This is a genomic window from Streptomyces sp. NPDC006393, from assembly GCF_040628575.1.
In the GTDB taxonomy this organism is placed as follows: Bacteria; Actinomycetota; Actinomycetes; order Streptomycetales; family Streptomycetaceae; genus Streptomyces.
Genome location: NZ_JBEXZD010000017.1, coordinates 44,860 through 65,953 on the forward strand (window position 1 = coordinate 44,860; position 21,094 = coordinate 65,953).

The 21,094-nt window shown below is 69.3% G+C and carries 14 protein-coding genes and 1 tRNA gene; 10 read left to right on the forward strand and 5 right to left on the reverse strand.

Features of this window, described 5'->3' with window-relative positions; all coding sequences use genetic code 11:
- Nucleotides 1-342: 342 nt before the first annotated feature.
- Nucleotides 343-3,069, reverse strand: coding sequence for a DNA polymerase I (gene polA / locus ABZ484_RS10770; RefSeq protein ID WP_358865541.1), 2,727 nt, complete (start codon nt 3,067-3,069; stop codon nt 343-345).
- Nucleotides 3,070-3,236: 167 nt separating this feature from the next.
- Between polA and ABZ484_RS10775 the strand changes: the two genes are divergently transcribed.
- From ABZ484_RS10775 to ABZ484_RS10805, 7 genes are all read left to right on the forward strand, one after another.
- Nucleotides 3,237-5,528, forward strand: a complete 2,292-nt coding sequence (locus ABZ484_RS10775; protein ID WP_358865542.1) for an FdhF/YdeP family oxidoreductase — start codon at nt 3,237-3,239, stop codon at nt 5,526-5,528.
- Between the two features lie 77 nt (nt 5,529-5,605).
- A complete protein-coding gene (locus ABZ484_RS10780) occupies nt 5,606-6,097 on the forward strand; it encodes a hotdog fold thioesterase (RefSeq protein ID WP_358865543.1) in 492 nt (163 codons plus the stop codon).
- Between the two features lie 638 nt (nt 6,098-6,735).
- Nucleotides 6,736-7,959: a branched-chain amino acid ABC transporter substrate-binding protein gene (locus ABZ484_RS10785; protein WP_358865544.1), complete on the forward strand. Its 1,224-nt coding sequence runs from the start codon at nt 6,736-6,738 to the stop codon at nt 7,957-7,959.
- 109 nt (nt 7,960-8,068) lie between these two features.
- Nucleotides 8,069-9,007 carry a branched-chain amino acid ABC transporter permease gene (locus tag ABZ484_RS10790; protein WP_358865545.1) on the forward strand — a complete coding sequence of 313 codons (939 nt, stop codon included), beginning with the start codon at nt 8,069-8,071 and terminating at the stop codon, nt 9,005-9,007.
- A 5-nt stretch (nt 9,008-9,012) separates the two neighbouring features.
- Complete coding sequence (locus ABZ484_RS10795; protein ID WP_358865576.1) at nt 9,013-10,791, forward strand: branched-chain amino acid ABC transporter permease; 1,779 nt, start codon at nt 9,013-9,015, stop codon at nt 10,789-10,791.
- 6 nt (nt 10,792-10,797) lie between these two features.
- Nucleotides 10,798-11,790 carry an ABC transporter ATP-binding protein gene (locus tag ABZ484_RS10800; RefSeq protein WP_358865546.1) on the forward strand — a complete coding sequence of 331 codons (993 nt, stop codon included), beginning with the start codon at nt 10,798-10,800 and terminating at the stop codon, nt 11,788-11,790.
- Nucleotides 11,787-12,503 (forward strand): ABC transporter ATP-binding protein, encoded by a 717-nt coding sequence (locus ABZ484_RS10805; protein WP_358865547.1) that lies wholly within the window; start codon nt 11,787-11,789, stop codon nt 12,501-12,503. Before ABZ484_RS10800 ends, ABZ484_RS10805 begins: the two co-directional genes overlap by 4 nt.
- Nucleotides 12,504-12,588: 85 nt before the next feature.
- Here the strand turns inward: ABZ484_RS10805 and ABZ484_RS10810 are convergent, their stop codons facing one another.
- Complete coding sequence (locus ABZ484_RS10810) at nt 12,589-13,263, reverse strand: response regulator (protein WP_358865548.1); 675 nt, start codon at nt 13,261-13,263, stop codon at nt 12,589-12,591.
- 107 nt (nt 13,264-13,370) lie between these two features.
- On the opposite strand from ABZ484_RS10810, the gene ABZ484_RS10815 reads away from it, so the two are divergent.
- Nucleotides 13,371-13,443, forward strand: a tRNA-Leu gene (locus ABZ484_RS10815).
- A gap of 105 nt (nt 13,444-13,548) precedes the next feature.
- On the forward strand, nt 13,549-14,316 hold the full coding sequence (locus ABZ484_RS10820) for a helix-turn-helix domain-containing protein (protein WP_358865549.1): 768 nt from the start codon (nt 13,549-13,551) through the stop codon (nt 14,314-14,316).
- A gap of 6 nt (nt 14,317-14,322) precedes the next feature.
- Here the strand turns inward: ABZ484_RS10820 and pyk are convergent, their stop codons facing one another.
- Nucleotides 14,323-15,759: a pyruvate kinase gene (gene pyk, locus ABZ484_RS10825; RefSeq protein ID WP_358865550.1), complete on the reverse strand. Its 1,437-nt coding sequence runs from the start codon at nt 15,757-15,759 to the stop codon at nt 14,323-14,325.
- A 268-nt stretch (nt 15,760-16,027) separates the two neighbouring features.
- Between pyk and ABZ484_RS10830 the strand changes: the two genes are divergently transcribed.
- Entirely contained in the window at nt 16,028-17,854 is a 1,827-nt protein-coding gene (locus ABZ484_RS10830; RefSeq protein ID WP_358865551.1) for a 5'-nucleotidase C-terminal domain-containing protein, read from the forward strand.
- 24 nt (nt 17,855-17,878) lie between these two features.
- Here the strand turns inward: ABZ484_RS10830 and ABZ484_RS10835 are convergent, their stop codons facing one another.
- Together ABZ484_RS10835 and ABZ484_RS10840 are read right to left on the reverse strand one after the other, a co-directional pair.
- Nucleotides 17,879-19,381, reverse strand: coding sequence for a SidA/IucD/PvdA family monooxygenase (locus ABZ484_RS10835; protein ID WP_358865552.1), 1,503 nt, complete (start codon nt 19,379-19,381; stop codon nt 17,879-17,881).
- Nucleotides 19,378-20,784 carry a pyridoxal-dependent decarboxylase gene (locus ABZ484_RS10840; protein WP_358865553.1) on the reverse strand — a complete coding sequence of 469 codons (1,407 nt, stop codon included), beginning with the start codon at nt 20,782-20,784 and terminating at the stop codon, nt 19,378-19,380. The genes ABZ484_RS10835 and ABZ484_RS10840 overlap by 4 nt, the downstream gene beginning before the upstream one ends.
- Nucleotides 20,785-21,094: the final 310 nt, after the last annotated feature.

Here is a 21,094-nt window from a genome sequence, read left to right on the forward strand (position 1 = left end):
TCCTGGCGGGCCGGGGTGGCCGGTGCGTCTCTGCGGGGGCCACGTGAGTGACGGGCCCCGACGGCACGGAGGGCCGCCCGCACCGCCCTCCCCCGTCACGACCGCCCGTCCGAGGGCCGCCCGCACCGCCCGTCCCGGTCACGACCGCCCGTCCCCGTCACGACCGCCCGTCCCGGGCATGAGGCGCCGCGGGTGCCGCGCCGCGGCGGAGGGCCTCCTCTCCCGCCACGGCCCGGCAGGCACGCCGAGCAGGCACGCCGGGCAGGCCCTGCCCCGGCGGGGTTTCGCGCCGCATCCGGCCCCGGCGGCCCGTGCGGCACCGGGTGCCGTGCCGTGCGGTTCCTAGTGCGCCGCCGACTCCCAGTCCGGGCCCACACCCACCGAGACGTCCAGCGGCGCCCGGAGGCGGACCGCGCCGGACATCTCGCGGCGGACGATCTCCTCCGCCGAGGCACGCTCGCCGGGGGCTACCTCCAGGACGATTTCGTCGTGGACCTGGAGAAGCAGGCGGGAGGCGAGCCCGGCCTCGCGCAGGGCCCGGTCCACGTTCAGCATGGCGATCTTGACGATGTCGGCGGCCGTGCCCTGGATGGGCGCGTTGAGGGCCATGCGCTCGGCCGCCTCGCGGCGCTGACGGTTGTCGCTGTTGAGGTCGGGGAGGTAGCGGCGGCGCCCGAAGAGCGTCGCCGTGTAACCCGTGGCCCGCGCCTCGTCGACCACCCGGCGCAGATAGTCCCGTACGCCGCCGAAGCGCTCGAAGTAGGCGTCCATGAGGGCGCGGGCCTCGGCCGCCTCGATGTTCAGCTGCTGGGAGAGGCCGAAGGCCGACAGCCCGTAGGCCAGGCCGTACGACATCGCCTTGATCTTGCGGCGCATCTCCGCGTCCACCGCCGACCGCTCGACGCCGAAGACCTGGGAGGCCGCCGTGGTGTGCAGGTCCTCTCCGGAGGAGAACGCCTCGATCAGGCCCGCGTCCTCGGAGAGGTGGGCCATCACCCGCAGCTCGATCTGGCTGTAGTCGGCCGTCATCAGCGACTCGAAGCCCTCGCCGACCACGAAGCCGCGGCGGATGGCCCGGCCCTCGTCGGTGCGGACCGGGATGTTCTGGAGGTTGGGGTCGGTGGAGGACAGGCGGCCGGTGGCGGCGACCGTCTGGTTGAACGTGGTGTGGATACGGCCGTCCGCCGCGATCGTCTTGATCAGGCCCTCGACGGTGACCCGGAGCTTGGCCTGCTCACGGTGGCGGAGCATGATCACCGGCAGCTCGTTGTCCGTCTGGCCGGCCAGCCATGCCAGGGCGTCGGCGTCGGTGGTGTAGCCCGTCTTGGTCTTCTTGGTCTTCGGCAGGGCCAGCTCGCCGAAGAGGACTTCCTGGAGCTGCTTGGGCGAGCCGAGGTTGAACTCGTGCCCGGCCGCCGCGTGCGCCTCCTTCACGGCCTGCTGCACCGCGCCGGCGAACATCTGTTCCATGGCTTCGAGGTGGGCGCGGTCGGCGGCGATGCCGTGCCGCTCCATGCGGGCGAGCAGCGCGGAGGTGGGCAGCTCCATGTCGCGCAGCAGATCCGCGGCGCCGACCTCCCGCAGCCGGCCTTCGAACGCCTCCCCGAGGTCGAGGACGGCGCGGGCCTGGATCATCAGGGCGTCGGCCTGGGCGGCGTCGTCCGCGCCGAAGGCCAGCTGCCCGTCGGCCGCGGCGGCGGGCGCCAGCTCCCGGTGCAGGTACTCCAGGGACAGCGCGTCCAGGTCGAAGGAGCGGCGGCCAGGCTTGACCAGGTAGGCGGCGAGCGCGGTGTCCATGGTGACGCCCTCGACACGCCAGCCGTGCTCGGCGAAGACCCGCATCGCGCCCTTGGCGTTGTGGAAGGTCTTGGCCCGCTCGGCGTCGGCCAGCCAGCTCGCGAACGCCCGCTCGTCGGCCTCGTCCAGCTCAGAGGGGTCGAACCAGGCGGCCGCACCGCCGGGCGCGGCCAGCGCGACCTCGGCGACCGAGCCCGCGCCCAGCGCCCAGGCGTCGACCGTGGCGACGCCCAGGGGCTGTGCGCCGTGCTCGGCGAGCCAGCCGGCGAGCTCGCCGGTGGCGAGCACCGTGCCGTCCAGCTCCACGCCGTCGGCGGCGATCGGGGTGGTCTCGGCCTCCTCGGCGCCGGGGTCGACCGCGAAGAGCCGCTCGCGCAGGGACGGGTTGCGGATCTCCAGGCTGTCCAGGAGCGTCGCGACGCCCTTGCGGTCGTAGGGCTGCCGGGCGAGGTCGGTGACCGCCTTGGGCAGCTCCACGTTCCGCTCCAGCTCGGTGAGCCGGCGGTTGAGCTTGACGGCCTCCAGGTGGTCGCGCAGGTTCTGCCCGGCCTTGCCCTTGACCTCCTCGGCGCGCTCGACCAGCTCGGCGAACGAACCGAACTGGTTGATCCACTTCGTGGCCGTCTTCTCGCCGACGCCCGGGATGCCCGGCAGGTTGTCCGACGGGTCGCCGCGCAGCGCCGCGAAGTCCGGGTACTGGGCCGGCGTCAACCCGTACTTCTCGAAGACCTTCTCCGGAGTGAACCGGGTCAGCTCCGAGACGCCCTTGGTCGGGTACAGCACCGTGGTGTGCTCGGAGACCAGCTGGAAGGAGTCGCGGTCGCCGGTGACGATCAGCACGTCGAAGCCTTCGGCCTCGGCCCGGGTGGCGAGGGTGGCGATGACGTCGTCCGCCTCGAACCCGTCGACGGCGAAGCGAGGGGCCTGCATCGCGTCGAGCAGCTCGCCGATCAGCTGGACCTGGCCCTTGAACTCGTCCGGGGTCTTGGAGCGGTTCGCCTTGTACTCGGTGAACTCCTGAGAGCGCCAGGTCTTGCGCGAGACGTCGAAGGCGACCGCGAAGTGCGTGGGCGCCTCGTCACGCAGGGTGTTGGCCAGCATCGACGCGAAGCCGTAGATCGCGTTCGTCGGCTGGCCCGTCGCGGTGGTGAAGTTCTCCGCGGGCAGCGCGAAGAACGCCCGGTAGGCCAGCGAGTGCCCGTCCATGAGCATCAGCCGGGGACGGGTACCGCCGGAGGTCGTGTCGGTCTTCTTCGATGCTGTCTCTGCCACGCCCTCGATCCTGCCACGCCCCACTGACAGCCGGGGCCGCGCGGCCCCGGCGGACGTGAGCGCCGTCACGGCGACAAGGCCTTCGGGGCGGCCGGTCCCGTTGTCGGTGCCCCGTGGCAGGATCGGCGGCGTACGACTTCAACAGCGCAGTCGAAGGGGAGGGCGCGATGGCCACGAAGCCGCCCAAGGGCGACCCGGTTCAGGACGCACCGCGGGTCGCCGGGCCGAAGCACGCGGCGGCGGGACTGGCGGCCGTCGGGCACACCCTGCGCATCGCCCAGCAGCAGATGGGCGTGCGCCGCACCGCGCTGACCCTGCTGCGGGTCAACCAGAAGGACGGCTTCGACTGCCCGGGCTGCGCCTGGCCGGAGCCGGAGGACCGGCACAAGGCGGAGTTCTGCGAGAACGGCGCGAAGGCCGTCGCCGAGGAGGCCACCCTGCGCCGGGTCACCCCGGAGTTCTTCGCCGCGCACTCCGTCGCCGACCTGGCCGGCCGCAGCGGCTACTGGCTGGGCCAGCAGGGGCGCCTGACCCACCCCATGTACCTGCCCGAGGGCGCCGACCACTACGAGCCCGTCACCTGGGAGCGCGCCTTCGGCATCGTCGCCGAGGAGATCGCCGCCCTCTCCTCCCCCGACGAGGCCGTCTTCTACACCTCGGGCCGCACCGGCAACGAGGCCGCGTTCCTCTACCAGCTGTTCGCGCGCGAGCTGGGCACCAACAACCTGCCCGACTGCTCCAACATGTGCCACGAGTCCTCCGGCTCGGCCCTGTCGGAGACCATCGGCGTCGGCAAGGGCAGCGTCCTGCTGGAGGACCTGTACCGGGCCGACCTGATCATCGTGGCCGGCCAGAACCCGGGCACCAACCACCCGCGCATGCTCTCCGCCCTGGAGAAGGCCAAGGCGAACGGCGCGAAGGTCATCAGCGTCAACCCCCTGCCCGAGGCGGGCCTGGAGCGCTTCAAGAACCCCCAGACGCCGAAGGGCCTGACCACCGGCGCCGCGCTCACCGACCTGTTCCTGCAGATCCGCATCGGCGGCGACCAGGCCCTCTTCCGCCTCCTCAACAAGCTGATCATCGAGACACAGGGCGCGGTCGACGAGGAGTTCGTCCGCGAACACACCCACGGCTACGAGGAGTTCGCCGCCGCCGCCCGCGCCGCCGACTGGGACGAGACGCTCACCGCGACCGGCCTCACGCGCGCGCAGATCGACCGGGCGCTGGAGATGGTCCTGGCCTCGAAGCGCACCATCGTGTGCTGGGCGATGGGCCTGACGCAGCACAAGCACGCGGTGCCCACCATCCGCGAGGTCGTGAACTTCCTGCTGCTGCGCGGCGACATCGGCCGTCCGGGAGCGGGCGTGTGCCCGGTGCGCGGCCACTCCAACGTCCAGGGCGACCGCACGATGGGCATCTTCGAGCGTCCGGCCCCGGCCTTCCTGGACGCCCTGGAGAAGGAGTTCGGCTTCGCGCCGCCGCGCGCACACGGCTACGACGTCGTCCGGGCCATCCGCGCCCTGCGCGACGGCGAGGCGAAGGTGTTCTTCGCCATGGGCGGCAACTTCGTCTCCGCCTCCCCCGACACCGACGTCACCGAGGCCGCCATGCGCCGGGCCCGGCTGACCGTGCACGTGTCGACCAAGCTCAACCGCTCCCACGTCGTCACCGGCGCGCGCGCCCTGATCCTGCCCACCCTCGGCCGCACCGAGCGGGACGTCCAGGACGGCGGCGAGCAGTTCGTGACCGTCGAGGACTCCATGGGCATGGTGCATGCCTCGCGCGGCCGTCTGGAGCCCGCGAGCCCGCACCTGCTGTCGGAGCCGGCCATCGTCTGCCGCCTGGCCCGCCGCGTGCTGGGCGAGGACAGCGTGGTGCCGTGGGAGGAGTTCGAGAAGGACTACGCCACGATCCGCGACCGGATCGCCCGCGTGGTCCCCGGCTTCGAGGACTTCAACGCGCGCGTGGCCCGCCCCGGCGGCTTCGCGCTGCCCCACGCCCCGCGCGACGAGCGCCGCTTCCCGACGGCCACCGGCAAGGCCAACTTCACCGCGGCGCCGGTGGAGTACCCGGAGCTGCCCGAGGGCCGGCTGCTGCTCCAGACGCTGCGCTCGCACGACCAGTACAACACCACGATCTACGGCCTCGACGACCGCTACCGCGGCATCACCGCCGGCCGCCGGGTGGTGCTGGTGCACCCCGAGGACGCGCGGGCCCTCGGCGTCCCCGACGGCTCCTACGTCGACCTGGTGAGCGAGTGGAGGGACGGTGTCGAGCGGCGGGCGCCCGGCTTCCGCGTCGTGCACTACCCGACGGCCCGGGGCTGCGCGGCGGCCTACTACCCGGAGACCAATGTGCTCGTCCCGCTGGACGCCACCGCGGACACCAGCAACACCCCTGCCAGCAAGTCCGTGGTGGTCCGCCTGGAGACCCGTCTGGAACAATCGGCGACCGACTGAGCGTTCGCTCAGCAGACAGATGCAGCGACGAACCAGACGTACGCCGAACCAGGTGTACGACGAACGGAGCCGGGCCCATGGGTGAGCAGCAGCACGTGAAGTTCCCGCAGGAGGTCATCGACGAGTACGCCGCGCTCGGCGTAGACCTCCAGGCGCTGTTCTCGGCGGGGCACCTCGGGACACGGATGGGCGTGCAGATCCTGGAGGCGTCGGCGGAGCGGGTCGTCGGGACCATGCCGGTGGAGGGCAACACCCAGCCGTACGGGCTGCTGCACGGCGGCGCCTCCGCCGTGCTGGCCGAGACACTGGGCTCGGTCGGCTCCATGCTGCACGGCGGCACCTCGAAGATCGCGGTCGGCGTGGACCTCAACTGCACGCACCACCGCGGGGTGCGCTCGGGCCTCGTCACCGGTGTCGCCACACCCGTGCACCGGGGACGCTCGACGGCCACGTACGAGATCGTGATCAGTGACGAGCAGGGACGCCGCGTGTGCAGCGCCCGCCTGACCTGCCTGCTGCGCGACATCCCCAAGAGCGACGAGGCGCAGCTGCCGAACACCGGCGCCTGACGCCCCCACCCCGGCGGGGCCGTCGAGCCCCGCCGGGGTCCGCCCTCTCGCGGCGACCCTCACCGGGCCACCCACACCAGCGAGTTGACGGCCTGTCAGGTAGGCACGGACATGGCCGCGCCCGCGTACACATGCGCACCCTTTCGCGGCATAGGCGCATTCTTCCGGCAAATCACCACACCATCACCCATGGCCGGAATGCGGAAAAGCGCCTGAGTCGCGAATCCTTTGCTTCGCGGTAACTCTATGTAATACGCGTGCAATACACATTCACTCTTTCACTGCCGCCACCCCCTGCGCACAGCACCCTTCACCGGCCCCGAAAGGCGCCCGCGGCAACAAAGCCGCGTAATCACCAAAACCCCTGAGACGCCTGATCGGATCACGGCGGGTCCTGCGGATTCTCACAATGCGGACGGGGCGAATCGGCCTGAATTCAGCTCTTCCCCCCACCCTGTACCGCTCTGCATTACCTCGTGTCATAACAAGAGCGTCACAGCCTTGGTCAAGCACTCCTCCACGTTCCCCACACACGCTTAGAGTCACGGCCAGTCACCGCTCCAACGGGAGTTCGGTACCGGCGCGGCACCCGCCGTTCCCCGCAGTAGGGGCGGACGTGCCTGCGGAAAGGATCGATTGTGCGACAGCGTTCTCTGGTGATTCTTACCTCCGTTCTGACCACCGGAGCTCTGACTCTCACCGCCTGCGGCTCCCGCAATGACGACAGCAAGGGCGGCGACAGCGGCAACGTGACGGTCACGATCGGCGTCGACGCCCCGCTGACCGGCCAGAACTCCGCGACGGGTCTCGGCATTCAGTACGGCGCGCAGATCGCCGTCGACGACGCCAACAAGAACAAGGCCGTCCCCGGCGTCACCTTCAAACTCAAGGCGCTGGACGACAAGGCGATCCCGGCCACCGGCCAGCAGAACGCCACCCAGCTCGTCTCCGACAAGAGCGTCCTCGGCGTCGTCGGCCCCCTCAACTCCGGTGTGGCCACCCAGATGCAGCAGGTCTTCGCCACCGCCAACCTGGTGCAGATCTCCCCCTCCAACACCGCCCCCGAGCTGACCCAGGGCAAGAACTGGCAGACCAGCAAGTCCCGCCCGTTCAAGACGTACTTCCGCACCGCCACCACCGACGCGCTCCAGGGCGCCTACGCCGCGGACTACGCCTACAACGGCATCCACAAGAAGAAGGCCTTCGTCGTCGACGACAAGCAGACCTACGGCGCCGGACTCTCCAAGATCTTCAAGGAGCAGTTCGTCAAGCAGGGCGGCAAGGTCATCGGCACCGACCACGTCAACACCGGCGACCGCGACTTCTCCACGCTCGTCACCAAGATCAAGAACTCGGGCGCCGACATCCTCTACTACGGCGGCCAGTACGACGAGTCCCAGGTCCTGACCAAGCAGCTCAAGGACGCCGGAGCCAAGATCCCGCTGTTCGGCGGCGACGGCATGTTCACCCCGACCTACATCAAGACCGCCGGCAAGGCCGCCGAGGGCGACCTCGTCACCTCCATCGGCGTCCCCGTCGACACCCTGCCCGCCGCCAAGGACTTCGTGGCCACCTACAAGGCCAAGAAGTACCCCGGCGACTACGGCACCTACGGCTCCTACGCCTACGACGCCACCACCGCCATCATCAAGGCCGTCGGCCAGGTCGTGAAGGACGGCAAGATCCCCGCCGACGCCCGCCAGCAGGTCGTCGACGGCGTCCAGAAGTCCTCCTTCGACGGCCTCTCCGGCAAGATCTCCTTCGACGAGTACGGCGACACCACCAACAAGCAGCTGACCGTCTACCAGGTCACCAACGGTGAATGGAAGTCCGTCAAGAGCGGCATCGCCACCCCGAAGTAACCAAGCCGGACACTCCGCACCACCAGGGCCGCGCGGCGCAGACCACCGTCACCGCGCGGCCCGCCTTCTACGCCCCCCTTGACTCTCCCCACCACATGGAGGCCATGCGGTGAACACCCTGCCGCAGCAGCTGGCCAACGGGCTGTTCCTCGGCTCGATGTACGGGCTGATAGCCATCGGCTACACGATGGTCTACGGCATCGTCCAGCTCATCAACTTCGCCCACGGCGAGATCTTCATGACCGGAGGCTTCGGAGCCCTCACGGTCTACCTCGTCCTGCCGGACGGCATATCCATGTGGATAGCCCTGCCGGCGATGCTCATCGGCGGCGCACTGGTCGCCGTGCTCATCGCCGTCGGCGCCGAGCGCTTCGCCTACCGGCCACTGCGCGGCGCACCACGCCTCGCCCCGCTGATCACCGCGATCGGTCTCTCCCTCGCGCTCCAGCAGGCCGTCTTCAACTGGTACAAGGTCGGCGGCGACGCCAAGTCGGCCCGCGTCTTCCCGCAACTGCCGTTCGGCCCCCTGCACATCGGCTCCGTCACCGTGCAGAGCGGCGACGTCTTCCTGATCATCGCCGCCCCGGTGTGCATGGCCGTCCTCGCCTTCTTCGTCCGCCTCTCCCGCACCGGCCGCGCCATGCAGGCCACCGCCCAGGACCCGGACACCGCCCAGCTGATGGGCATCGACACCAACCGCATCATCGTCATCGCTTTCGCCATCGGCGGCTTCTTCGCCGCCGTCGCCGGCGTCTCCTACGGCCTCAAGTACGGCTCCGTCTCCTACGACATGGGCTTCATCGCCGGCCTGAAGGCGTTCACCGCGGCCGTCCTCGGCGGCATCGGCAACATCTACGGCGCCATGCTCGGCGGCCTCGTCCTCGGCGTCGCCGAGGCCATGGCCACCGCCTACATCGCCGACATCCCCGGCATGCAGCAGCTCGGCGGCGGCGGCTGGGCCGCCGTATGGGCCTTCGTCCTCCTCATCCTCGTACTCCTCTTCAGGCCACAAGGCCTGCTCGGTGAACGCGTCGCGGACAGGGCGTGAACAGCATGACCGACACCACCAAGACCCCCGCCGGCACCGGACGCGGACCCATCCCGCTGCCGGCCGCCCTCGCCCGCCCGCTCATCGCCGCCGGCGCCGTCGCCACCGTCGCCAGCACCTTCCTCAGCTGGACCTGGACGTCCGAATTCCCCGGCGACCTCACCGTCTACGGCTACCCCGCGGGCCTGCAGATCCTCGCCCTCGTGGCCGGCGTCCTCACCCTGCTGTTCGCACTCAACCAGTGGAACGTGAAAGGGCTGCGCTGGCTGAACCCGTCGAACGCCTCCTCGCCGGTGCTCCTCACCGCCATGTCGGCGTTCACCGTCTGCTGGTTCACCGGCATCGCCATCGCCGTCGACCTCGGCGGCCTGGTCAACCTCGACCCCGGCGCCTACGTGGCCATGGCGGCCTCAGCACTCCCCGTCCTCGGCGCCCTCGCCCTGCCCCACCCGGCCCCCGGCACCGGCCTGCGCGGCTACCTCACCAAGCCCCAGCAGCCCCGCCCCCGCGGCATCAGCCCGATCGCCGAACGCGGCATCATCACCGCCGGCACCGCGATCGCCCTGATCGCCTTCACCTACGGCATCGGCATCGACAACGACGCCAGCGAAACCTTCATCGGCTACCTGCTGCTCGTCGTCTTCGCCGCCTGGGGACTCATCCACACCGGCCTCGTCGACCGCTACGCGACGATCTCCGCACAGCACAAGGGCTTCGCCGCGGCCCTCGCCTTCGTCGCCGCCGTGATCTTCCCCTTCACCCAGAGCGACGACCACAACGCCAACGTCGGCGTCAACATCCTCATCTTCGCCACCGTCGCCCTCGGCCTGAACATCGTCGTCGGCCTCACCGGCCTCCTCGACCTCGGCTACGTCGCCTTCCTCGGCGTCGGCGCCTACGCCGCCGCCCTCGTCTCCGGCTCCGAGTACTCCCGGTTCTCCGGCGTCCACTTCCCCTTCTGGGCCGCCGCCCTCACCGGCATGGCCGCCTCACTCGTCTTCGGCGTACTCATCGGCGCACCCACCCTGCGACTGCGCGGCGACTACCTCGCCATCGTCACCCTCGGCTTCGGTGAGATCTTCCGCATCACCGTCAACAACCTCGACGGCGACTCCGGACCCAACATCACCCGCGGCCCCAACGGCATCACCCAGATCCCCGACCTCGACATCCTCGGATTCCACCTGGGCGAAGCACACGACATCGGCGGATTCACCCTCGGCCGATTCGCCAACTACCTGTTCCTGATGCTCATCGTCACGGCCATCGTCGTCCTCGTCTTCACCCGCGCCGCCGACTCCCGCATCGGCCGCTCCTGGATCGCCATCCGCGAGGACGAGACCGCCGCCACCGCCATGGGCATCAACGGCTTCCGCGTCAAACTCATCGCCTTCGCCCTCGGCGCCTCCCTCGCGGGCCTCGCCGGCAGCGTCATGGCCCACGTCAACTACAGCGTCAACCCCCAGCCCTACCAGTTCGCCGGCGCCGCCCCGCCCAACTCCGCCTTCCTCCTCGCCGCCGTCGTCCTCGGCGGCATGGGCACCGTCAGCGGCCCCCTGCTCGGCGCCAGCGTCCTCTACCTGGTCCCCGAAAAGCTCCAGTTCCTCCAGAACTACGAGCTCTTCGCCTTCGGCATCGCACTCGTGCTGCTCATGCGCTTCCGGCCGGAAGGCATCATCGCCAACCGCCGCCGCCAGCTCGAGTTCCACGAGAGCGACCAACTCGACCTACCAGAACAGAAGACGCTGACCGACGAACCGGCCGTCACCAAGGCAGGGGCGTAAGACACCATGACGACACCTGTACTCGAAGCCCGTGACGTCACCATGCGCTTCGGCGGCCTCACCGCCGTCCGATCCGTCGACTTCACGGTCAACAGCGGCGAGATCGTCGGCCTCATCGGCCCGAACGGCGCCGGCAAGACCACCTTCTTCAACTGCCTCACCGGCCTGTACGTCCCCACCGAGGGCACCGTCGCCTACCAGGGCAAAGTGCTGCCGCCCAAACCGCACCTGGTCACCCAGGCCGGCATCGCCCGCACCTTCCAGAACATCCGGCTGTTCGCCAACATGACCGTGCTGGAGAACGTCCTCGTCGGCCGCCACACCCGGACCAAGGAAGGCCTGTGGTCCGCACTGCTGCGCGGCCCCGGCTTCCGCAAGGCCGAGAAGGCCTCCGAGACGAAAGCCATGGAACTCCTCGAGTTCGTCGGCCTCGCCGCCAAACGCGACCACCTCGCCCGCAACCTGCCCTACGGCGAGCAGCGCAAGCTGGAAATCGCCCGAGCCCTCGCCAGCGAACCCGGCCTGCTCCTGCTCGACGAACCGACCGCCGGCATGAACCCGCAGGAGACCCGGACCACCGAGGAACTCGTCTTCGCCATCCGCGACAAGGGCATCGCCGTGCTCGTCATCGAGCACGACATGCGCTTCATCTTCAACCTGTGCGACCGCGTCGCCGTCCTCGTCCAGGGCGAGAAGCTCGTCGAGGGCACCTCCGACGTCGTCCAGGCCGACGAACGCGTCGTCGCCGCCTACCTGGGCGAACCCTTCGAGGGCGACCCCGGCGAAGCGGAAGCGGCCGAGGTCGAGGCCGCGGAGGCCGCAGCCGAGACCGCCGACGCGGACAACACCGCGGGCGCGGACGACAGCGGCCACGCGGACGACACCGCCGACTCCGACAGCGGCGGCGAAGCGGACCGCCCCGCCGGCACGGACGACACGGGCGACGCCGACAGCACCGGCGAGGAGAACGACAGCACCACCAAGGGAGAGGCCCAGTGACCGCACTGCTGGAGGTCGAGGACCTCAGGGTCGCCTACGGCAAGATCGAAGCCGTCAAAGGCATCTCGTTCAGCGTCGAAGCCGGCCAGGTCGTCACCCTCATCGGCACCAACGGCGCCGGCAAGACGACCACCCTGCGCACCCTCTCAGGCCTGCTCAAGCCCACATCCGGCAAGATCGTCTTCGACGGCAAGCCACTCACCGGCGTCCCCGCCCACAAGATCGTCGCCCTCGGACTCGCCCACTCCCCCGAAGGCCGGCACATCTTCCCGCGCCTGACCATCGCCGAGAACCTCCAGCTCGGCGCCTTCCTCCGCAAGGACAGGGAAGGCATCGAAAAGGACATCCAGCGCGCCTACGACCTCTTCCCCATCCTCGGGGAACGCAGAAAGCAGGCCGCGGGCACCCTCTCCGGCGGCGAACAGCAAATGCTCGCCATGGGCCGCGCCCTCATGTCCCAGCCCAAACTCCTCATGCTCGACGAACCCTCCATGGGCCTCTCGCCGATCATGATGCAGAAGATCATGGCCACCATCTCGGAACTCAAGTCCCAGGGCACCACCATCCTGCTCGTCGAACAGAACGCCCAGGCGGCACTCTCCCTCGCCGACCAGGGCCACGTCATGGAGGTCGGCAACATCGTCCTCTCCGGCAGCGGACAGGAACTCCTCCACGACGAATCCGTCCGCAAGGCCTACCTCGGCGAGGACTAGCACCACACCGCACAACGACAACGAGGCCCGCACCCCAGTGAAGGGGTGCGGGCCTCGCCGCACACATCGAAGAAGACGGGCGCGCTCAGCCCTTCTCGGACTTCCAGCCCTTCGCCGCCTTCTTCTCCTCGCTGTCCTGAATGACCGCCTCCGCCACCTGCTGCATCGACATACGACGATCCATCGACGTCTTCTGGATCCAGCGGAACGCCGCCGGCTCCGTCAGCCCGTACTCCGTCTGCAGGATCGACTTCGCACGATCCACCAGCTTCCGCGTCTCCAGACGCTGAGAGAGGTCCGCGACCTCCTTCTCCAGCTCCTTCAGCTCCGTGAACCGCGACACGGCCATCTCGATCGCCGGAACCACATCACTCTTGCTGAACGGCTTCACCAGGTACGCCATCGCACCCGCGTCCCGAGCCCGCTCCACCAGATCACGCTGCGAGAACGCCGTCAGCATCAACACCGGCGCGATCCGCTCCTCAGCGATCTTCTCCGCCGCCGAGATGCCATCCAGCTTCGGCATCTTCACATCAAGAATCACCAGATCAGGCCGGTGCTCCCGAGCCAGCTCCACCGCCCGCTCACCATCCCCGGCCTCACCGACGACGGAGTACCCCTCCTCCTCCAGCATCTCTTTGAGATCCAGCCGGATCAGCGCCTCGTCCTCCGCGATGACGACACGCGTCGTCAGCGGAGGCACGTGCGACTTGTCGTCGTCGGGCACGTCTACGGGCTGGGGCGACTCGGGGGCGGTCACGGGGGCGCTCCTTGTTTCGGGGGAGGCAGATCCTGCTGCCAAGAGCCTACCTAGCTGCGGTAAGGTGGGGGCACGGCGGGTGACCGTCGATCTTCATTTTGAAGGGCGCCCCGGTAGCCCAGCGGTAGAGGCAATGGTCTCAAACACCATCCAGCGTCGGTTCGAATCCGACCCGGGGTACTTTTCCATCGATCCCAAGGTCACAATCTGAAGCGGATGTTCACGTACCGGTGAACTTCCGCTTTTCGCTGTGTGTCGACACGACCACTCTCACAGAGTGTGCACATGTACGACCTCAGCACACGTAAGCGAGCCGTTGCACTGGTGGCGCAAGGCCGCAGCCTGAACTCGGTCAGCAAAGAGATGGGCATCTCTCGGCACGCGATCACGTGCTGGCTGAGTCGGCTGGAACCCGTATCACGAACCCCACTCTGCGTCCGGTGCCAAAAGACGCCCGAGTCGCCTGGAGATCCCGCCGCGTACGCCTACCTGCTGGGCCTGTACCTGGGCGACGGCTACATCATCTGCAAGCCCAAGCAGCGCTACCTCATGGTCACATGTACGGCTTCATGGCCAGGGCTCGTCGAAGCCGCCGAAGACGCCATGCGCAAGGTCCTGCCCTGGCCCAACGTGAGCCGTCTACAACGCACAGGCTGCGTCGACGTCAAGTCCTACACGCAGCACTGGGTCTGCTTGTTCCCACAACACGGTCCCGGCAAGAAGCACGAGCGTCACATCGCCCTCGAACCCTGGCAGCAGGAGATCGTCGACGAGCACCCCTGGGAGCTCATCCGGGGTCTTATTCACTCGGACGGCTGCCGTTTCACCAACTGGACGACTCGCCTCGTCGGCGGTGAGCGCAAGCGTTACGAATATCCCAGGTACTTCTTCACCAACGTGTCCGACGACATCCGACAGCTCTACACCAACACCCTCGACAAGCTCGGCATCGCGTGGACGCACTGCACCCGCAACGGCAACCCGTACAACATCTCCGTCGCCAAGAAGGCCTCCGTAGCCCTCATGGACGCCCACGTAGGCCCCAAATACTGAAGCCCCCTACTTGGGACTGTCGTCCTCCCCGATGTGGTGGACGCGGACCATGTTCGTCGCGCCCGGGATCCCCGGAGGGGACCCCGCCGTGATCACCACCGCGTCGCCCCGCTCGCAGCGGCCGTACTTCAGGAGCAGCTCGTCCACCTGGGCGACCATCGCGTCCGTGGAGTCGACGTGGGGACCCAGGAACGTTTCCACGCCCCAGGACATGCTGAGCTGGGAGCGGGTGGCCGGTTCCGGGGTGAAGGCCAGCAGGGGGATGGGTGAGCGGTAGCGGGAGAGGCGGCGGGCGGTGTCGCCGGACTGGGTGAAGGCGACCAGGAACTTGGCGCCGAGGAAGTCGCCGATCTCGGCGGCGGCGCGGGCGACGGCGCCGCCCCGGGTGCGGGGTTTGTTGCGTTCGGTGAGGGGTGGCAGGCCTTTCGCCAGGATGTCCTCCTCCGCCGCCGCGACGATCTTCGCCATGGTGCGGACCGTCTGGACGGGGTAGTTGCCGACGCTGGTCTCCCCCGAGAGCATCACCGCGTCGGTGCCGTCGATGACGGCGTTGGCCACGTCCGATGCCTCCGCCCTGGTGGGGCGGGCGTTGTCGATCATGGAGTCGAGCATCTGGGTGGCGACGATCACCGGTTTGGCGTTGCGTTTGGCCAGTTTGATCGCTCGCTTCTGGACGATGGGGACCTGTTCGAGGGGCATTTCGACGCCCAGGTCGCCGCGCGCGACCATGATGCCGTCGAAGGCGGCGACGATGTCGTCTATGGCCTCGACGGCCTGGGGTTTCTCGATCTTGGCGATGACGGGGAGGCGGCGGCCCTCGTCGTCCATGATGCGGTGGACGTCGAGGATGTCGCGGCCGCTGCGGACGAAGGAGAGGGCGATGACGTCGAAGCCGGTGTGCAGGGCCCAGCGGAGGTCGTCCTCGTCCTTCTTGGAGAGGGCGGGGACGGAGAGGGCGACTCCGGGGAGGTTGAGGCCCTTGTGGTCGGAGACCATGCCGGCCTCGACGACTTGGGTGTGGACGCGGGGGCCGTCGACGGCGGTGACCTTGAGGGCGACGCGGCCGTCGTCGACGAGGATGCGTTCGCCGGGGGTGACGTCGTCGGCGAGGCCGGCGTAGGTGGTGCCGCAGATGTGGCGGTCGCCTTCGACGCCTTCTTCGACGGTGATGGTGAAGGTGTCGCCGCGTTCGAGGAGTACGGGTCCTTCGTGGAAGCGGCCGAGGCGGATCTTCGGGCCTTGAAGGTCGGCGAGGACTCCGACGCTGCGGCCGGTTTCGTCGGCGGCTGTGCGTACGTGCTGGTAGAGCTCCTCGTGTTCGGCGTGTCGGCCGTGGCTGAGGTTGAGGCGGGCGACGTCCATTCCGGCGTCGACCAGTGCCTTGATCTGGTCGTACGTGGCTGTGGCGGGCCCCAATGTACAGACGATCTTTGCTCGGCGCATGGTATCGAGCCTAGGCCTTACCGGTCGGTAGAGACTTGGTGTGACGTGACCACTCAACGGCCTTTGGGTGAACCGTCATTGACACTTGTTGAACTGTGCGGGGTGGCGCTCATCTGATTGCATGTCGGTGTCGGTCATCAGATCGCAATGTCCAGGGGCTGTTCCGTTCACCGTGCTCCGGTCAGAATCTACGCGCGTCCGTGTGTTTGTGCGGGCGCATCTACGCGCGTTGTGAAACCTTTTGCCCCTTCTCGCGAGGAGAGCCAGCATGGCGTTGGACCGCCGGAAGTTCCTGAAGAAGTCGGCCGCGACGGGGGCGGGGGTGGCGCTGGCGGGTGCGGCGGCGGCTCCGGCGGCGCACGCCGCGGAGGCCTCGACGGATTCCGCGGCGGCGCATGGTCCGGGCAGGCATCCCAAGCGGTACTCGCTGACCGTGATGGGCACGACGGATCTGCACGGGCACGTCTTCAACTGGGACTATTTCAAGGACGCCGAGTACGCCGACAAGGCGGGCAACGCACAGGGTCTGGCGCGGATCTCGACGCTGGTGAACCAGGTCCGTGAGGAGAAGGGCCGTCGCAACACGCTGCTGCTGGACGCGGGTGACACGATCCAGGGCACGCCGTTGACGTACTACTACGCCAAGGTGGATCCGATCACGGCCACGGGTGGTCCGGTGCACCCGATGGCGCAGGCGATGAACGCGATCGGGTACGACGCGGCGGCGCTGGGCAACCACGAGTTCAACTACGGCATCGAGACGCTGCGGAAGTTCGAGCAGCAGTGCGACTTCCCGCTGCTGGGTGCGAACGCGCTGGACGCGAAGACGCAGCGGCCGGCGTTCGCGCCGTACTTCATCAAGGAGTTCCGTCCGCACGGTGCGCCGCCGGTGAAGGTGGCGGTGCTGGGCCTGACCAATCCGGGCATCGCGATCTGGGACAAGGCGTATGTACAGGGGAAGTTGACGTTCCCGGGGCTGGAGGAGCAGGCGGCGAAGTGGGTGCCGAAGCTGCGTTCGATGGGTGCGGACGTGGTGATCGTGTCCGCGCATTCGGGTACGTCGGGTCAGTCGTCGTACGGTGACCAGTTGCCGTATGTGGAGGACGCGGCGGCGAACGTGGCCCGGCAGGTGCCGGGGATCGACGCCATCCTGGTGGGTCACGCGCATCTGGAGATTCCGGAGCTGAAGGTCGTCAACGAGGAGACCGGGAAGACGGTGGTGCTGTCGGAGCCGTTGTGCTTCGCGGAGCGGCTGTCGCTGTTCGACATCGAGCTGGTGTTCGTCAAGGGCCGCTGGGAGGTGGAGTCGGTGGCGGCGTCGCTGCGCAACTCCAACTCGGTGGCCGACGATCCGGCGATCACGAAGCTGCTGGACGACGAGCACGAGAAAGTCGTGGCGTACGTAAACCAGGTGGTCGGCCGGGCGACTCAGACGCTGACGACGGTGGAGGCCCGGTACAAGGACGCGCCGATCATCGATCTGATCACCAAGGTGCAGGAGGACGTGGTGAAGGCGGCGCTGGCCGGCACCGAGTACGCCTCGCTGCCGGTGATCGCGCAGGCCTCGCCGTTCTCGCGGACGTCCGAGATCCCGGCCGGCGATGTGACGATCCGGGATCTGTCGGGTCTGTACGTGTACGACAACACGCTGGTCGCGAAGCTGATGACGGGTGCCCAGGTGCGTGCGTACCTGGAGTACTCCGCCGGGTACTACGTGCAGACGGCGGCGGACGCGGCGGTCGACGTGGACAAGCTGACGAACGCGGGCGGGCGTCCGGACTACAACTACGACTATGTGTCAGGTCTGCGGTACGACATCGACGTGGCCCAGCCGGTCGGTTCGCGGATCAGGAACCTGACGTTCGGCGGGGCGGCGCTGGACGACGCGCAGCAGTTCGTGCTGGCGGTGAACAACTACCGTGCCAATGGCGGTGGGGCGTTCCCGTTCGTGGCGTCGGCGAAGGAGTTGTGGTCGGAGTCGACGGAGATCCGTACCCGGATCGCCGAGTGGGTGACGGCGAAGGGTGAGCTGGATCCGAAGGACTTCGCTTCGGTGGACTGGCGGCTGACGCGGAACGGTACGCCGGTGTTCTAGCGGTTCGGTTGGGTGGGGACGGCCTCAGATTCCGTCTGCCAGGGGTGTCAGTGTCCTGATCTGGCGCACGGGCGGGATCTGGGGCCGTTGCTGTGTGAGGCCGAAGGTGGTGAAGGCGGTGCGGGTGGGCAGCGGGTAGGGGTCGGTGCCGGTGATCGCGTTGAGGATGGTGGCGCTGCGCCAGGCGGCGAGCCCGAGGTCGGGGGTGCCGATGCCGTGGGTGTGGAGTTCGGCGTTCTGGACGTAGGCGTGGCAGCCGGTGGCGGTGATGGAGGGGTCGAGGACGAGGCGGTACTGGTCGTCGATGCGGGGGCGTTCGGCGCTGTCGCGGCGCAGGTAGGGGTCGAGGCCGGCGAGGAGGGGGGTGAGGGGGCGGGGGCGGTGTCCGGTGGCGAGGACGACGGCGTCGGTGGTGAGGCGGGTGCGGGTGGCCTGCTGGGTGTGTTCGAGGTGGAGTTCGATCTTGGTGCCGGCGACGCGGCCGGCGGTGCGGACGCGGACGCCGGGGGTGAGGACGGTGTCGGGCCAGCCGCCGTGCAGGGTGCGGTGGTAGAGCTCGTCGTGGATGGCGGCGAGGGTGGTGGCGTCGACGGCTCTGTGGAGTTGCCACTGGGCGGGCAGGAGCCGGTCGCGGACGGGTTCGGGCAGGGCGTGGAAGTAGTGGGTGTAGTCGGGGGTGAAGTGTTCGAGGCCGAGTTTGGAGTACTCCATGGGGGCGAAGGCCTCGGTGCGGCCGATCCAGTGGAGTCCTTCGTGGCCGGTGGGGCGGTGGCGGAGCAGGTCGAGGAAGATCTCGGCGCCCGACTGTCCGGTGCCGACGACGGTGATGTGTGCGGCGGTGAGCAGGGTGTCGCGGTGGTCGAGGTAGTCGGCGGCGTGGATGACGGGGGCGCCGGGGGCGTCGGCGAGGGGTTTGAGGGCGTCGGGGATGTGGGGTTGGGTGCCGATGCCGAGGACGATGTTGCGGGTGTAGGTGCGACCGAGTGCTTCGGCTTCGCCGTCGGTGTCGAGTTGGGTGTAGTCGATCTCGAAGAGGCGGTGTTCGGGGTTCCAGCGGACGGCGTCGACCTGGTGGCCGAAGTGGACGGTGGGGAGGTTGTCGCTGACCCAGCGGCAGTAGGCGTCGTATTCGGTGCGCCGGATGTGGAGGTGTTCGGCGAAGTAGAAGGGGAAGAGCCGTTCGCGGGTCTTGAGGTAGTTGAGGAAGGTCCACTGGCTGGTGGGGTCGACGAGGGTGGTGAGGTCGGCGAGGAAGGGGACCTGGACGCGGGCGTCGTCGATGAGCAGGCCGGGGTGCCAGTGGAAGCGGGGGCGTTGTTCGTAGAAGGCGGTGTCGAGGTGGGTGAGGGGGTGGGCGAGGGCGGCGAGGGAGAGGTTGAAGGGGCCGATGCCGATGCCGACGAGGTCGTGGGGGGTTCGGGGGGTGGGGTGGCTCAGGTGGTTCGGGGGGTTGAGGTGGTTCGGGGGGTTGAGGTGGTTCCGGGGGTTGAGGTGGTTCGGGCGGGTCAGGTCGTTCGGGGGGTTCATGCGGGGGTGTTTCCTTCCACCAGTTTCAGGAGGGTGGCCAGGTCTTCGGGCCGGGTCTGGGGGTTGAGGAGGGTGGCCTTGAGCCAGAGCCGGTCGTCGAGGCGGGCGCGGCCGAGGACGGCGCGGCCGTCGGTGAGGAGGGTGCGGCGGACGGCGGCGACGGTGTCGTCGGTGGCGCCGGTGGGCCGGAAGAGGACGGTGCTGATGGTGGGCCGGTCGTAGAGCTCGAGGCCGGGGTGGGCGTGGATGAGGTCGGCGAGTTCGCGGGCGCGGGCGCAGACCTGGTCGACGAGGGCGCCGAGGCCGCTGCGGCCGAGGGTCTTGAGGGTGACGGCGATCTTGAGGATGTCGGGTCGGCGGGTGGTGCGCAGGGAGCGGCCGAGCAGGTCGGGGATGCCTGCTTCGGTGTCGTCGTCGGCGTTGAGGTAGTCGGCGTGGTGGTGCAGGGCGGTGAGGTCGCGGGGGTGGCGGACGGCGAGGAGTCCGGCAGGGACGGGTTGCCAGCCGAGTTTGTGCAGGTCGAGGGTGATGGTGTGGGCGGCTTCTAGGCCGGTGAGTTTGTCGCGGTGGCGGTCGCTGAACAGGAGGCCTCCGCCGTGGGCTGCGTCGATGTGGAGGCGGGCGCCGTGGGCGGCGCAGAGTCCGGCGATCTCGGGGAGGGGGTCGATGAGGCCGGCGTCGGTGGTGCCCGCGGTGGCGGCCACGACGAGGGGGGTGCGGGGGCTGCCGGCGCCGTGGGGGCCGGCGAGGTCGGTGAGGGCTTGGTGGAGGGCGGCGGGGTCGAGGGTGCCGGCGGGGGCGGGGACGACGACGGGTTCGGGCAGACCGAGCAGCCAGGCGGCGCGGGGCAGGGAGTGGTGGGCGTTGGCGCCGCAGACGAGGCGGACGCCGCCGGGGCGGGTTTCGCGGGCGAGGAGCAGGGCGAGTTGATTGGACTCGGTGCCGCCGGTGGTGACGAGGGCATCGGCGAGGCCGGTGGTGTGGGCGAGTTCGCGGGTGACGAGGGCTTCGAGTGCGGAGGCAGCGGGGGCCTGGTCCCAGGAGTCGAGTGAGGGGTTGAGGGCACTGGCGGCGAGGTCGGCCGCGGCGGCGACGGCGAGGGGCGGGCAGTGCAGGTGGGCGGCGCACAGGGGGTCGGCGGGGTCGGCCGCGCCTTCGGCGAGGGCGTGGACGAGGGTGCGCAGAGCGTCGGGGTCGCCGTGCTCGGGCAGGACGTCGCCGACGGCGGCGCGCAACTTGGCGGTGACGGTGTCGGGGCCGCCGACGGGCAGTGGTCCTCCGCGGGCCTGACGGCCGCTGTGCAGGGCGTCGAGGACGGTGTCGAGCAGCGGGCGCAGGGCGTCGGGGCCTTCGGCGCCGGAGGCGAGGCGCGCTGGGGACGGGGGTGGGGGCGGCGTACTCATCGGCTGTCCTCCGGGGCGCGGGGCCTGGGGGGTCCAGCTTGTACGCCTGGAGTCCGACGCGCCCGGAATGCCGTGCGGGGGGAACCCGAAAGTGGGTACTGCCGTGCGGGCAGAACGTGTTGGCGTGGTGGGGTGCGGGGGCCGACACGTCGGGGCCGGGTGAGGTGGGCGGGGCCCGGTGGGGTGCGGGCCGCGTGAGGCACAGGCCACGTGCGGCACAGGCCACGTGCGGCACAGGCCACGTGCGGCACAGGCCACGTGCGGCACAGGCCACGTGCGGCACAGGCCACGTGCGGCACAGGCCACGTGA

Excerpts from the sequence above, each read along its gene's own strand:
- ABZ484_RS10780 (WP_358865543.1), top strand. The coding sequence starts at position 5,606 with ATGGGTGAGCAGCAGCACGTGAAGTTCCCGCAGGAGGTCATCGACGAG.
- ABZ484_RS10835 (WP_358865552.1), bottom strand. The coding sequence starts at position 19,381 with ATGAACCCCCCGAACGACCTGACCCGCCCGAACCACCTCAACCCCCGG.
- ABZ484_RS10840 (WP_358865553.1), bottom strand. The coding sequence starts at position 20,784 with ATGAGTACGCCGCCCCCACCCCCGTCCCCAGCGCGCCTCGCCTCCGGC.
- ABZ484_RS10830 (WP_358865551.1), top strand. The coding sequence starts at position 16,028 with ATGGCGTTGGACCGCCGGAAGTTCCTGAAGAAGTCGGCCGCGACGGGG.
- ABZ484_RS10775 (WP_358865542.1), top strand. The coding sequence starts at position 3,237 with ATGGCCACGAAGCCGCCCAAGGGCGACCCGGTTCAGGACGCACCGCGG.
- ABZ484_RS10820 (WP_358865549.1), top strand. The coding sequence starts at position 13,549 with ATGTACGACCTCAGCACACGTAAGCGAGCCGTTGCACTGGTGGCGCAA.
- ABZ484_RS10800 (WP_358865546.1), top strand. The coding sequence starts at position 10,798 with ATGACGACACCTGTACTCGAAGCCCGTGACGTCACCATGCGCTTCGGC.
- pyk (WP_358865550.1), bottom strand. The coding sequence starts at position 15,759 with ATGCGCCGAGCAAAGATCGTCTGTACATTGGGGCCCGCCACAGCCACG.
- ABZ484_RS10795 (WP_358865576.1), top strand. The coding sequence starts at position 9,013 with ATGACCGACACCACCAAGACCCCCGCCGGCACCGGACGCGGACCCATC.